Annotated in this window: 14 protein-coding genes; 2 read left to right on the forward strand and 12 right to left on the reverse strand. The window is 37.3% G+C overall.

Annotated features, from left to right (window positions below):
* Positions 1-7 precede the first annotated feature (7 nt).
* Positions 8-1,171, reverse strand: coding sequence for an NAD(P)-dependent malic enzyme (locus tag A9Q68_RS03150; RefSeq protein ID WP_071793236.1), 1,164 nt, complete (start codon positions 1,169-1,171; stop codon positions 8-10).
* 34 nt (positions 1,172-1,205) lie between these two features.
* Positions 1,206-2,477: a 2-hydroxycarboxylate transporter family protein gene (locus A9Q68_RS03155; protein WP_420806776.1), complete on the reverse strand. Its 1,272-nt coding sequence runs from the start codon at positions 2,475-2,477 to the stop codon at positions 1,206-1,208.
* Positions 2,478-2,702: 225 nt separating this feature from the next.
* Here A9Q68_RS03155 and A9Q68_RS03160 point away from each other — a divergent pair, with 225 nt between their 5' ends.
* Both A9Q68_RS03160 and A9Q68_RS03165 read left to right on the forward strand, forming a co-directional pair.
* Positions 2,703-4,226, forward strand: coding sequence for a Spo0B domain-containing protein (locus A9Q68_RS03160; protein ID WP_071793238.1), 1,524 nt, complete (start codon positions 2,703-2,705; stop codon positions 4,224-4,226).
* A gap of 1 nt (position 4,227) precedes the next feature.
* The gene (locus A9Q68_RS03165) at positions 4,228-4,920 is read left to right on the forward strand and encodes a response regulator (protein WP_071793239.1); all 693 of its coding nucleotides are present in this window, start codon (positions 4,228-4,230) and stop codon (positions 4,918-4,920) included.
* Between the two features lie 149 nt (positions 4,921-5,069).
* Here A9Q68_RS03165 and A9Q68_RS03170 read toward each other — a convergent pair whose 3' ends face one another.
* The 10 genes from A9Q68_RS03170 to A9Q68_RS03215 form a co-directional block, all read right to left on the reverse strand.
* Entirely contained in the window at positions 5,070-6,143 is a 1,074-nt protein-coding gene (locus A9Q68_RS03170) for an ABC transporter substrate-binding protein (protein ID WP_071793240.1), read from the reverse strand.
* Positions 6,136-6,912 carry an ABC transporter permease gene (locus A9Q68_RS03175; protein ID WP_071793241.1) on the reverse strand — a complete coding sequence of 259 codons (777 nt, stop codon included), beginning with the start codon at positions 6,910-6,912 and terminating at the stop codon, positions 6,136-6,138. The genes A9Q68_RS03170 and A9Q68_RS03175 overlap by 8 nt, the downstream gene beginning before the upstream one ends.
* A complete protein-coding gene (locus A9Q68_RS03180; protein ID WP_071793242.1) occupies positions 6,909-7,703 on the reverse strand; it encodes an ABC transporter permease in 795 nt (264 codons plus the stop codon). The genes A9Q68_RS03175 and A9Q68_RS03180 overlap by 4 nt, the downstream gene beginning before the upstream one ends.
* Positions 7,687-8,841, reverse strand: a complete 1,155-nt coding sequence (locus tag A9Q68_RS03185) for an ABC transporter ATP-binding protein (RefSeq protein ID WP_071793243.1) — start codon at positions 8,839-8,841, stop codon at positions 7,687-7,689. The genes A9Q68_RS03180 and A9Q68_RS03185 overlap by 17 nt, the downstream gene beginning before the upstream one ends.
* A 36-nt stretch (positions 8,842-8,877) precedes the next feature.
* Entirely contained in the window at positions 8,878-9,768 is an 891-nt protein-coding gene (gene murB / locus A9Q68_RS03190; RefSeq protein WP_071793244.1) for a UDP-N-acetylmuramate dehydrogenase, read from the reverse strand.
* A 108-nt stretch (positions 9,769-9,876) separates the two neighbouring features.
* On the reverse strand, positions 9,877-10,368 hold the full coding sequence (gene folK / locus A9Q68_RS03195) for a 2-amino-4-hydroxy-6-hydroxymethyldihydropteridine diphosphokinase (RefSeq protein ID WP_071793245.1): 492 nt from the start codon (positions 10,366-10,368) through the stop codon (positions 9,877-9,879).
* The gene (gene folB, locus A9Q68_RS03200) at positions 10,365-10,724 is read right to left on the reverse strand and encodes a dihydroneopterin aldolase (protein WP_071793246.1); all 360 of its coding nucleotides are present in this window, start codon (positions 10,722-10,724) and stop codon (positions 10,365-10,367) included. Before folB ends, folK begins: the two co-directional genes overlap by 4 nt.
* 6 nt (positions 10,725-10,730) lie before the next feature.
* Positions 10,731-11,531, reverse strand: a complete 801-nt coding sequence (folP, locus tag A9Q68_RS03205) for a dihydropteroate synthase (protein WP_071793247.1) — start codon at positions 11,529-11,531, stop codon at positions 10,731-10,733.
* Between the two features lie 8 nt (positions 11,532-11,539).
* Positions 11,540-12,103 carry a GTP cyclohydrolase I FolE gene (folE, locus tag A9Q68_RS03210; RefSeq protein ID WP_071793248.1) on the reverse strand — a complete coding sequence of 188 codons (564 nt, stop codon included), beginning with the start codon at positions 12,101-12,103 and terminating at the stop codon, positions 11,540-11,542.
* Complete coding sequence (locus A9Q68_RS03215) at positions 12,096-13,385, reverse strand: bifunctional folylpolyglutamate synthase/dihydrofolate synthase (protein WP_071793249.1); 1,290 nt, start codon at positions 13,383-13,385, stop codon at positions 12,096-12,098. Before A9Q68_RS03215 ends, folE begins: the two co-directional genes overlap by 8 nt.
* Between the last annotated feature and the right edge of the window lie 20 nt (positions 13,386-13,405).

The following is a 13,405-nucleotide window of genomic DNA, read 5'->3' on the forward strand; positions in this document are numbered from 1 at the left end:
TTTCATATCATTCAGATACTGCTTCTCTTACGCTTTTAGCAACAATTTCTGCTACGCCTTTTTGGAAAGCATCTGGAATAATATTTGTGGTTGTTAATTCATTTTCCGGAATTAGACTGGCAATCCCTTTTGCTGCAGCAATTTGCATATCAACCGTGATTTTCTTAGCACGCGCATCTAATGCTCCACGGAAAATACCTGGGAAAGCAAGAACATTATTGATTTGGTTTGGAAAATCACTACGACCAGTACCAACAATATAAGCTCCTGCTTCTAAAGCCTCATCTGGGAAAATTTCTGGAACAGGATTTGCCATGGCAAAAATGATAGGTTTTTCAGCCATATTTTTAATCCATTCTGCTTTTAATGCTTCTGGGGCAGAAACTCCAACAAAAATATCTGCATCTACAAGGGCATTTTCAAGTGTACCAGAAAGAAACTCACGATTGGTTAATTTTGCAATTTCTAAATGGTGCGCTTCTAATTTGTTACCGTCTTTTTCATTAATGATGCCAAATTTGTCAACGACAGTGACATGTTTGGCACCTGCAGCTAATAATTTTCTTGTGATTGAAAGCCCTGCAGATCCACCACCATTTACGACAACTCGAACCTGATCAATTGACTTATTAATCAATTTAATAGCATTAAAGATGGCGGCTAATACTACAATTGCTGTACCGTGTTGATCATCATGGAAAACTGGAATATCACATTCTTCAATAAGTCGTTGTTCAATTGCAAAGCAACGAGGAGCTGAAATATCTTCCAAATTAATGCCACCAAAAGTTGGTGAAATGGCTTTGACGATTGAGATAATTTCTTCCGTATCATTTGTGTCAAGTACAATTGGAACTGCATCAACGTTGGCAAATTGTTTAAATAAAGCAGCCTTACCTTCCATAACTGGCATAGCGCCTTTCGCACCGATATTTCCTAACCCTAATACTGCCGATCCATCACTAACTACAGCAACTGTATTTTTCTTAGTAGTTAGTTCATAAGCAAGTTCTTCATTTTCAGCCACTGTTTTTGATACTGTTGCGACACCTGGTGTGTAAGCAATACTTAAATCATGTTTATTATTAATTTCAACTTTAGAGTTTACTTCTAATTTGCCACCAAATGTCTTCGCTTGGTCTAATGCTAATTGTCCTAAATCTACTGTCATAATAATATCCTCTTTTCACATATTTTTAGATTATCTATTTAAAAATGATTCGTAAAATTGCTGTCATCGTAATAACTGTTATCGCTCCACCTAAACGAGTGGCTACTTGAGCAAAAGGCATTAAATTCATTCGATCTGCAGTACTCAATATCGCAACATCTCCAGTTCCCCCCATACCACTCTGGCAAGCTGAAATTATTCCCGCTTCGACAGGGTTCATATTGAGGAAACGTGAAACAAAGAAACCAACTGAAATAACTGTGAAAACGACTGAAATGACGACAACAAAGTATTGCCAGCTAAGAGTAGCAACCACATCCTTCAAAGGAATATATAAAAGTCCTAATCCTGCCATTAATGGGAAAGTAAAATTGCCAGAGATAAATTTATAAAGTTGTTTTGCGCCATTCTGAGTTTCTTGGGGAATGACATTTAGATATTTTAAGCAAGCTGCTAAAATAATCATTAAAACTGGTCCCGGAAATCCTGTCAAACTTTGTAAAAGGCCCCCTGCGATGAAAAGTGAACATGCTGTTAAGACACCGCCACCCATTAATTTTATATCTAATGCACCTGAGTTATCTTTAAGGGCATCAGCCATATCTTCATGATTGCCTACTTTAACTAATTGTCCATTGCCAGAATACTCAGGATGTTTTTCCCCAAAACGATTAAGTAAGGCTGTACACATGATTGCAAAGAAATTACCAATAATGGTAGCAGGAATAAGTTGAGCCACTAACTGTTCACTACCAACTCCAGTAATAGAACTATATCCTAATGACAATGGTAATATTCCTTCACCAATTCCGCCAGCTAAAACAGGTGTGACAACAAAGAATAGAGCGTGTTTCCATTCCATTCCTAGAATCACGCCAACTAAGGTCCCTACTGCCATTGCACTAACCATACCTAGTAGCATTGGAATAATCATTCGAAACAGACCCTGGATAAGCATTTTACGGTTCATTCCTAATATACTACCACAAACCAAACATGCTATATAGAAATAAAGAAAGTTAGCTTGTTTCATTAAAATATTTGTTGCCTCTAAAACGTTTGGATTCAAGAGATTAAAGAATACCAAAATTGAGGGAACTAACAATGATAATATGGCTGGACCACCAAAATTTTTTAATCCTGGTATATTGGCTCCCAATGTTCCTAATAACCATCCCATAGATAGAATAACGGCAAAACCACCTAACATATTTACAGGTAGTTGTTGTAGATAACCTGTAATGAAAATTAGAGTTGCTAATATCAGATAGACTGGCAAAGGTACAGAACCAACTTTGAAAGACATCCAGGACTTTTTATCCTTAGTTACAACTTGTGCTTGACCATGACTTTTTTGCTTTGTTTCCATGATACAACCTCCCTTTTTGAATTACCTAAAGTATAGATTATTGAAAAAGAAAAAAAAAGATTTTTTAAATAGTTTAATTATTTAAAGAAATTCAACTTTTTTAATTAATTTAAACTAGTCCTCTCTTTTTCGCTGTGTTATACTCAAATAATAGGAGAAAATATGAGAAAAAAACTTTCACTGTGGGCAAGTCTTTCATTAATTTTAGTGACTATGATAGCATTAACAACTAGCATTTTTTACGCCATCATGATACACGAAACCCACAATTCCATCAAAGTTCAAGAAACCCATTTGTTAACGTCTACAGGTAAGATGTTAGCTCAAAATAGTGATATAAAAGAGGCCCTTTCTGTAAAGAAAACAAATCCAAAAATCATATCCTTTACAAAAGATGTCGCAAATCAATACGATTTAGATTATGTCGTCGTCATGGATATGAAGGGCATCAGATTAACTCACCCAAATCCAGAAAAAATTGGTCATCCTTTTCAAGGTGGAGATGAAAAAAATGTCCTTAGCGGTAAAGAAGTCATTTCAACTGCCCATGGGAGTCTCGGGAAATCAATTCGTTATCTTATTCCTGTAAGAGATGAACAAAAAAAACAAATTGGAGCAATCGCTGTCGGTCTGAAATTGAAGACCTTGAATGATGTCATTAATGATAGTAAGCAAAAATACACATCTGCTTTACTTATTTGTATTCTCACAAGTCTTTTAGTAACTAGTTTAATGGCCATACGTCTAAAAAAACAATTACATAATTTAGAGCCAAGCGAAATCTACCAACTTTTAGAAGAGCGTAATGCAATGCTTGATCAGATAAATAATGCTGTTTTTATTATCAATAGAACACACCATATTACTCTGACTAATCAGTCAGCCAAAAATCTTGTCGAAAGTGCCTTATCCTTAAAAAATATTCAGGGCCAAAAAATTGAAAAACTATTTCCTTATTTTTCAAAGATTGATTTGACAAAAGCGCATGAACAGCTTTTTAGATTTATTGACGAGGATTATCTCATCACCATTTCTCCCATTTCTGTTAAGAACGATTTAAGAGGCTATTTAATTCTTCTAAGGAAGGCTGCCGATGCCATATATACCATGGATCAATTAGTTTACACTACAACATATGCCTCAGCCTTGCAAGCACAAACCCATAAATTTATGAATCATCTCCATGTCCTTTATGGTTTAGTTGATATTCACTATTATGATCAATTAAAAATCTATCTAGATAGTATAATTGATGAAGAAACCGATACATTAACCCACCTTTCAGTTCTGATAAAAGAACCATTACTAGCTAGTTTTCTGATTGGTGAAGAAGCCAAATACAGTGAACAAGGCATTTCCTTAAACGTCGAAGTAAGTAGTGATATTCCTGAATGCCATTCGCAAAATCAACTCAATAAGGTTCTAATGATTTTCCGCTATTTGCATGAAAACCTCTTATCAAAATGGAAAATTAAAAAATTAATCATCACCCTTTTTTATGAAAATGGAAATCTCAATAGTTATTATCAAATGGTTGACCTTGATCTCCAAAAGGATGACTTAAATAATCTATTATCAACAAGTTATTTTAATCAACTCCTATTAGATACACATAGTCAAATCAAAAACGAATCCTCACATGAACAATTAGCTTTGTCAATCAAAATTCCTTATGATGGAGAATAAAATGAATGTACTTATTATTGAAGATGACCCAATGGTTGACTTCATCCATCGAAATTATTTAGAAAAAATCGGCCACTTTAATAGAATTTTATCCAGTGATAGTATTCAAGATGCAAAAGCAAAATTGGATGAATTTCCAATTCACCTGATTTTACTTGATATTCATATTAAGGATGGTAATGGCCTTACGTTGTTAGAATTTATCCGTAATCATCATGTCAATTGCGAAGTAATAATAATTTCGGCGGCAAATGATGGTAAAATCATAAAATCTGGTTTTCATTTAGGAATTATTGATTACCTTATTAAACCTTTTACCTATGATCGCTTTGAAGTAAGCATAAAACGATTCTTAGATCACCAGAAACAGTTAAATCAATCCGTTATTAATCAAGAAGCAATTGATGCTTTAAGGAAATCAATAACAGTCCAGCAATATGAAACGGAGAATTCAGATAATCAACTGTTAGATAAAGGACTTTCTCAGGCTACCTATCAGTTGATTACAGAATCAATTGCTAAACTCCCAAATCCTTTCACTATCCAGGATGTTTCCGAGATTTCCTCACTATCACATGTTTCTGTTAGAAAATACATTGCTTATTTAGAAGAAAATAAGCAACTTGTTAGTGAACTTATCTACACCAAAGTTGGGCGACCTTATAGAGTTTACCGTTCTTTAGAAATCAAATAAAGTATAAAAGTAAAAAGAATTTTTTTTGTCTAATATTATTAACTAAGGGATAAAAAGACTGATACAGAAAAAGACAAATTCTAAATAGAATTTGTCTTTTCTTTTAATATTTAATAACAATAGTAATGGATATCCAAAAAAGCAACTCTTTATTTTCGGTACATCTTAAATTGCAAGTATAAATCGTTATAGACACCTAACCAATAGTCACCTAAGTTATCATAGACCTCTAACTTCTTAATGGTTTCATTAGTTGGGTAAAAGGCTTTATCTTCTTTGATGGCTTTTGGTAACATGGCTTTTGCCTTGCTATTTGGTGTTGCATAGCCGATGTATTCAGCATTTTGTGCTGCATTTTTAGGTTCATTGATGAAGTTTAGGAAGGCATAAGCCTCTTTTTCATGCTTCATGGTTTTGGGAAGAACCAAATTGTCGAACCAAAGGTTTGAACCTTCTGATGGAACCACGTAATGCAAATGCTCATTGCTATCTAACATTTCACTGGCTTCACCTGAGAAAGTAACACCAATACCGGCATCTCCTTGAATCATGTAGCCTTTCATCTCGTCAGCAACAATGGCTTTGACATTTGGCGTCAGGGATTGGAGACGTTTTTCCGCTTGGGTTAATTGACTCATGATTTTAGAATTGACTGAATTGCCGTAAGTTGTTAAACCAATTCCTAACATTTCTCTGGCACCATCAATTAACATGATTTGATTTTTATATTCTGGTCGCCATAAATCAATCCAATGTTTAGGTGGGTTTTTAATCAATTGATCATTATAAACGATACCAACTGTTCCCCAAAAATAAGGGATGGAGTAATCATTTTTAGGATCAAAACTTTTTCCTAAAAATTCCTTACCGATGTTATCCATGCCTTTTAATTTACTTTTATCCAGTTTGACTAAAAGGCCTTCTTTAATCATTTTATCAATGGTGTAATCACTTGGAACAGCAATGTCATAAGTGGTTCCACCTTGTTTGATTTTAGTATACATGGCTTCATTGGAATCAAAGGTTTCGTACTGAACTTGAATGCCTGTTTCTTTAGTGAATTTTTTCAGCAAAGCTGGATCAATATAATCTCCCCAGTTGTAAATCACTAGTTTATCAGATTGACTGCCCGACCCTGTCTTTTTTTCCAAAGCAAAGGAAAGGCCAGCTAAAACGACGATAATAGCAAGTACTCCCGCTACGAATGAATAGAGTTTACGCATGTGTTTCCTCCTTTTCTTGGGAAATGTAGTAATATCCCATTACCAACAAGATAGAGAAGAAAAACACAATTGTGGAAAGGGCATTGATATCAAGCGAGATTCCTTGGCGGGCGCGTGAATAAATTTCAACGGAAAGGGTTGTGAACCCATTACCTGTAAGGAAAAAGGTTACTGCAAAATCATCTAAGGAATAGGTGAAAGCCATAAAATAGCCGGCAATAATTCCAGGTGTTAGATAAGGCAACATGACTTCCTTCATCATTTGGAACTGGCTTGCACCTAGGTCATAAGCTGCATTTACCATATCTTGATTCATTTCAGTCAGCCTTGGTAATACCATTAATACCACAATGGGAATCGAGAAGGCAATATGACTTAAGAGAACAGATGTCATTCCTAATTGGAACTTTAAGGTTGTAAATAAAATCAAGAAGGAAGCACCAATCATAACGTCCGGTGATACCATTAAAACGTTATTGGTTGATAAAAGTGAATTCTGATATTTATTCTTAGCATGATGAATAAAGATTGCTCCAAAGGTCCCAATGATAGTCGCAATTAAAGCACTTAGAAAGGCTAGAACAAAGGTTTGAAGAAGAATCGACATGAGTCGGCTATCAGCAAAAAGGGTCTGATAATTTTCCAAGGTAAAACCTGTGAAGCCATTCATATCACCACCTTTATTAAATGAATAAAAAATTAAATAAAGGATTGGCACATAAAGAAGGACAAAAGTGAATGTTAAATAAATTGGTGCGAATTTTTTCATTTACTTCTCTCCTTTGTTACCCACATAATAGCAAGCATGGTCAAAATCAAAATGACTCCGATAGTTGAACCCATACCCCAGTTTTGCGTTGTTAAGAAATGTTGTTCAATGGCAGTACCAAGCGTAATAACTCGGTTACCTCCAATTAAACGCGTTAACATAAAGAGACTTAGACTTGGGATAAAGACAGATTGTACACCTGCTCGAACACCACTCATTGACAAGGGGAAAGTAACTCTTGAAAATGTTTGGAATTCATTGGCACCTAAATCACGACTGGCATTAATGACATTATCATCAATGTCATCTAAGGCATTGAAAATGGGTAAAAGCATGAAAGGTAACTCAATGTATGAGGCTACAAAGATAAATGAAAAATCGGTAAATAGGATTTGTTGGGGACCCACACCAATGAAATCTAAAAAGGCATTAACACCGCCTTGTTGACCAAAAATCCCCATAAAAGCGTATGCTTTTAACAAAAGGTTAACCCAAGTTGGTAAGATGATCAACATGAGCCAGAGTTGTTTGTGTTTCAAACGCGTCAAACAATAGGCTGCTGGATATGAGAGCAAAAGCGTTACTAGCGTGATAAGACCAGCATAGATAATGGAGTTTAAACTCATTCTGATATAGGTCCATGAGCTAAAGAAGGTTTGGTAATTAGCTAATGTCAGGTGACCTTCAATATCAAAAAAAGATTTATAAAAGAGCAATGCAACTGGTGCTAAGACAAAGAGGAAAATCCATAAAAAATAGGGGACAGCATAAAGCTTAGAGGTTTTCATCATTTCTTTCCTCCTCGATAGCGTTGATTAAGCCTTCTTCTTGCTCTTCAACTTCCACATACTCCTCAATCCGGGCATCAAATTCTTCTTCGGTTTCGTTGAGACGCATAATATGGATATCTTCTGGGGTAAAATCTAAACCTATAACTTCGCCTTCGATGGCTTTGCGGGTAGAATGAATCATCCACTCATTATCAAGCTCATCATAAGCAATAATTTCGTAATGGACACCACGGAATAATTGTGTGTCGACCTTAACTTTTAATTTTCCTTCTTCAGGAAGGGTAATTTGTAAATCTTCTGGGCGAATAACCACTTCAACTGGTTCATTAGGACGCATCCCTCCATCGACTGATTCAAAGGTTTTACCATTAAAGGAAACCAAATAGTCTTCTATCATAGTACCGTTGATAATGTTTGATTCACCAATAAAGTTAGCAACAAAATGATTAATGGGTTCATCATAAATGTCAACTGGCGTTCCTGATTGGACAATTTCGCCATCATTCATGACAAAAATCCAGTCACTCATGGCTAGGGCTTCTTCTTGGTCATGCGTAACAAAAACAAAAGTAATACCAAGCCTTTGTTGCAATTCACGTAATTCATACTGCATTTCCGTACGAAGTTTTAAATCCAATGCTGAAAGAGGTTCATCTAAAAGGACAACACGAGGTTGGTTGATGATGGCGCGCGCTATCGCAACACGTTGTCTTTGCCCACCTGATAATTTTTGGATTGGACGATTTTCAAAGCCTTCAAGTTGGACCATTTTAAGGGTTTCCTTAACACGGCTACTAATTTCTGCTTTAGGAATATTTTTTAACTTCAAGGCAAAAGCCACGTTATCAAATACATTCATATGCGGGAAGAGGGCATAATTTTGGAAAACCGTATGAACATCCCTTTTACTAATAGGGAGGTCATTGATACGTTTACCATCAAGGTAAATATCACCACTTGTCGCATCAATGAGTCCAGCAATAATATTCAAGATGGTTGATTTCCCAGAACCTGAGGCTCCTAATAAAGTGTAAAACTTACCTTCTTCGAGTTCAAAATTAATGTTTTTAAGTACTTGCGTACCATTGTCTTCAAATGTTTTAGAAACATTTTTGAAAGTGATAATTGGCTTAGTCAATTGTCATAAATCCTCCATAATATAGCTGAGTTCTCTTTAGGTGATGTCTTCACCAATAATACGAACTTCTCTCTCAAGTGTAACGCCAGAATTAGCTTTTACACGGTCAATAACATGAGCAATTAATTGCTCATAATCTCGGGCTGTTCCCTGATTAACATTAATCATGAAACCAGCATGCTTCTCAGAAACTTCCACCCCACCAACACGGTAACCTTTAAGTTCAGCTTCCATAATCAGCTGACCAGCAAAATAACCAACTGGTCTCTTGAATACAGAACCACAAGATGGGTATTCTAAGGGTTGCTTCATACGACGAAGATGATTTAAACGCTCCATCTCTTGTGAGATTTGTTCAAAATCACCTGGCTTTAAAGCAAATTTTGCTGAAATGACAATATCGCCACTAGCTTGAATAGCGGACATCCGATAACCAAAAGCCATTTCACGCGCAGTAATCGTTTTAATCTCACCTTCTTTAGTCAATACTTTTGCTGATAGGAAAATATTTGAAATCTCCCCACCGTAAGCACCAGCATTCATAAAGATGGCACCACCGACGCTTCCAGGAATACCGCAGGCAAATTCAAAACCAGTCAGGCTATTATACTTGGCAACCTTCGTCGTCTCAATTAAATTTGCACCAGCTTCTGCTTCAATGGTATAGCCATTGACCGTCACCAAGTTGAGTTTATCAAACATGATGACAAAACCACGGATACCACCATCTCGGACAATCAAATTACTAGCATTGCCCAGAACTAACCAAGGAATATTTTCACGGTTAGCGTACTTAACAAGACGCTCTAATTCAATTTGATTACGTGGAAAAGCCAAATAATCAGCAGGGCCTCCAACCTTGGTATAAGTGTATTTCTTTAAAGGTTCATTTTCCCGGATATCAATTCCGGCTAATTCTTCAATCATTTTTAATCTTCTTTCCGAATCATTTCTTTTAACACTAAAAAATCGGCACAGAGCCGATTCTATTATATCAAATTTTGGCAAAAATAAGAATCATTTTCAATAAGAATTTTAAGACAATTTCCCCCAAAAAGCAATCTCATTTCTATCAATAAGCGTCAATAAATCCTTTACTGACCATGCTTTACCCGGAATTATTAAATTTGGCGCAATTTCTAATAAAGGAACTAATACAAAAGCTCTTTCTGTCATGTATAGATGGGGAATGGTTAGCACTTCAGAGTCCATTACCAACTGACCAAACAAGAGAATATCGATGTCAATGGTCCGTGGTCCCCACTTTTCATGACGCACCCGACCCAAGTCAGCCTCGATCTGATGAATACATTCTAGCAGATCCAAAGGCTCCAAGTCCGTTTCTAACTGACATGCCAAATTCAAAAAATTAGCTTGATTGGTATTGCCCCAAGCTGGTGTTTCATAAAGCGAGGATACAGCTTTCATCTCAGTATTAGGTAGTTGAGACAGTGCTTCAATGGCTTGACCAAGATAGCTTTGACAATCACCCATGTTAGAGCCCAAACTTAAATAGACACAGGTCATCGGCTACGCTCCAAAACAATTCCTACAGAATCATAGTGACCAGCTATTGGAGGATTCGCTTTTTTGATACTGATGGTGATGGCCTGAATCGGTTCAAAGGCCTTAAAAAGATCCTGACAAATAGCACCCGCTAAGCGCTCAATTAAGGCGAAACGTTGGTTTTCCACCAAGTCCTTAACCCGATCAAAGACATGACCATAATGAACTGTTTCTTCTAAGTTATCGGTCAATGAAGCTGCGCTTAAATCCACTGCTAATTCTAAATCGATAACGAAAATTTGACCTAGCACTTGTTCTTCCGCTAAAGCACCATGATAACCATAAAAACGGCAACCATTTAAACGTATTTTATCCATTTTCCCTCACATTAATTTTTCTAAAACACTAACCACATCTTTATTTTCAGCCACATTATGTACGCGAACAATTTGACAACCTTTAGAAATAGCATAGGCTGAAAGTGCAGCTGTCCCTTGGTCACGGTCAAGGGCCTTTGTGTTGCCACCAAGTAAGGCATCCACCACACGTTTACGAGAAATACCGAAAAGGACAGGATAGCCTAACTGACAAACTTGCTCTAACCCCTTTAACAAATCAGTATTTTGCTCGACAGTTTTGGCAAAACCAAAGCCTGGATCAATCCAAATATTTTCCTTAGACAAACCAGCAGCTAAGGCAGCTTGGCTGCGTTCTTCAAGGAATGAACAAACATCAGAAACAACATCATCATAGGACTCGTCTTCCTGATTGTGCATTAAAATAATGGGCACCTGCCACTTAGCAGCCAAGTCTAACATCTTACCATCATAAAGACCTGCCCAAACATCATTCAGAATATCAGCCCCAGCTTCAAGGGCTGCTTGAGCCGTTTCTGTCTTATAAGTATCAATACTAACAAGGACATCAAACTTTGCTTTAATGGCTTTGATAACAGGTACAACTCGGGCAATTTCTTCTTCTGCTGGAACGAAATCATAACCTGGACGAGTGGATTCACCACCAACATCGATGATTTTAGCCCCATCAGCAATCATTTTTTCCACTTGTATTAATGCCTGATCCAGCATGGTATAAAAACCACCATCAGAAAAGGAATCTGGAGTCACATTAAGAATTCCCATAATGGCTGCATTGGCATCCAGGCTATGTTTTCCAATATTCATAACTACTCCTACTTGTCTTTCATTAATTCTAAAATATAACGTTGGCTATCACGGTCACCAACTAATGAGCCTTTGGCCATTTTAGTGATTGTTTTACTGCCAGGTTTCTTGATACCACGCATAGTCATGCACATATGCTCAGCTTCCACCACAACAAAAACCCCATGAGGATGTAAGGCTTCATCTAGAGCTGTCGCAATCTGACTGGTCAAACGCTCTTGTAATTGCGGACGCTTACTTGCCACTTCCACTGCTCGAGCCAACTTACTAAGACCTGTCACGCGCCCGTCTGCCGGATAATAGGCCACATGGGCCTTACCATAAAATGGAACCAAATGGTGCTCGCACATAGAGTAAAATGGAATATCCTTAACCAAAACGATATCATCATAAGTTTCTTCAGCAAAAACAGCCGTAAACTCCTCTTTCGGATCTTGCTCTAAACCCGCAAACATTTCAGCATACATTTTAGCCACCCGTTTCGGTGTATCTAAAAGACCTTCACGCTGAGGATCTTCACCCAAGGCCTCCAACAATTGATAAATGGCTTCTTCGGCCTTTTGACTATTCATTCGGAATCTTCCCTCTCTCTTTTTCTAGCTTACGCTCATTAATAAAATACTGTCTAACTTCGGAAATAAAATACAAGGAACCGGTAATGACAAAGAAATCCTCAGATTGCTCAACTTGCATCTTGTCTAACCAGGCTTTGAAATCTTGATTTTTCGAAAACTCTTGCGGATAGTCAGCTAATGCAAAGGCCCTTGGATAATTAAAAGTGGTCACTTCCAAATCGCCACAATCCTTAAGCAATTCTAACATTTGGTCAATTGGTTTGGTATTGATAGCCGCCACTAAAAGGTGAATCTTGCGGTCCTTATAATCGGATTTGAGAACATCCACTAGGGCCTGCACACTCTCCTTGTTATGTGCACCATCAATCATCAAATTTGGTAGCATTAATTCTGTCCGACCTAACCAAGTACTCTGGCTTAAACCTATACGAATAGCGTCAGCTGAGATTTTCGCTAGTTTTTCTTGGAGTAATAGACAAGCCTGGATAGCATGGGCGGCATTGGCAACCTGATGTTGACCAGGCATAGCTAGTTTGATATCCGAAAGGGTGCCCTTTGCAAACGAGAATTGGTAGGCCTCACCAGAGTTGGTCATGTTATAATCCACTCCGTACTCATAGGCCCTGCTATTAGTTTCCTGACACTGTTCTAGAAAAACCTGTCTAGCATCAGCCTGGTCAATAGCAAAGAGAACATGCTCGCCGCCCTTGATAACACCAGCTTTTTGGCTTGCGATTTCCGCATAAGACTGACCTAAAATATCCTGATGATCCAAGCCGATTGAAGGACAAATGACAGCAAAAGCCTTGAAAACATTGGTTGAATCATATAAGCCACCCAGTCCCGCTTCAACAATAGCAATATCTACAGAATTCATATGTCCAAAATAGTAAAACATGATGACTGTAATAATTTCGAATTCGGTGATTGGACCAAGGTCGGTTTCCACGGCAATGCGGTCAGCTAGTGGTTTAACCAATTGACAACAGGTCACTAAGTCCTCTTTAGACACCATGACACCATCAAGACTAATTCTTTCTCGAAAATCCATGATAAAGGGTGAGGTAAAGGTCCCAACCTTATAGCCTGAGGCTGTCAAAATGTGTTGCAGATAATTGACAGTTGACCCTTTGCCATTGGTTCCAACCACGTGGATGCCAAAAATCTTTTCTTGGGGATTCCCCAATTTATCCAAGACCCAAAGCATGCGTTTGAGTCCTGGTCTAATACCAAATTTTGTTTGACCGTGAATCCAAGCTAGAGCTTCTTCATATAACATAATTTCCTCGCTTAATAAAA

The sequence above is a fragment of the Streptococcus bovimastitidis genome (genome assembly GCF_001885095.1).
Taxonomy (GTDB): Bacteria; Bacillota; Bacilli; order Lactobacillales; family Streptococcaceae; genus Streptococcus; species Streptococcus bovimastitidis.

Coding starts and splice junctions, on each gene's coding strand:
- A9Q68_RS03150 (WP_071793236.1), bottom strand. CDS start 1,171: ATGACAGTAGATTTAGGACAATTAGCATTAGACCAAGCGAAGACATTT.
- A9Q68_RS03155 (WP_420806776.1), bottom strand. CDS start 2,477: ATGTCTTTCAAAGTTGGTTCTGTACCTTTGCCAGTCTATCTGATATTA.
- A9Q68_RS03160 (WP_071793238.1), top strand. CDS start 2,703: ATGAGAAAAAAACTTTCACTGTGGGCAAGTCTTTCATTAATTTTAGTG.
- A9Q68_RS03165 (WP_071793239.1), top strand. CDS start 4,228: ATGAATGTACTTATTATTGAAGATGACCCAATGGTTGACTTCATCCAT.
- A9Q68_RS03170 (WP_071793240.1), bottom strand. CDS start 6,143: ATGCGTAAACTCTATTCATTCGTAGCGGGAGTACTTGCTATTATCGTC.
- A9Q68_RS03175 (WP_071793241.1), bottom strand. CDS start 6,912: ATGAAAAAATTCGCACCAATTTATTTAACATTCACTTTTGTCCTTCTT.
- A9Q68_RS03180 (WP_071793242.1), bottom strand. CDS start 7,703: ATGATGAAAACCTCTAAGCTTTATGCTGTCCCCTATTTTTTATGGATT.
- murB (WP_071793244.1), bottom strand. CDS start 9,768: ATGATTGAAGAATTAGCCGGAATTGATATCCGGGAAAATGAACCTTTA.
- folK (WP_071793245.1), bottom strand. CDS start 10,368: ATGACCTGTGTCTATTTAAGTTTGGGCTCTAACATGGGTGATTGTCAA.
- folB (WP_071793246.1), bottom strand. CDS start 10,724: ATGGATAAAATACGTTTAAATGGTTGCCGTTTTTATGGTTATCATGGT.
- folP (WP_071793247.1), bottom strand. CDS start 11,531: ATGAATATTGGAAAACATAGCCTGGATGCCAATGCAGCCATTATGGGA.
- folE (WP_071793248.1), bottom strand. CDS start 12,103: ATGAATAGTCAAAAGGCCGAAGAAGCCATTTATCAATTGTTGGAGGCC.
- A9Q68_RS03215 (WP_071793249.1), bottom strand. CDS start 13,385: ATGTTATATGAAGAAGCTCTAGCTTGGATTCACGGTCAAACAAAATTT.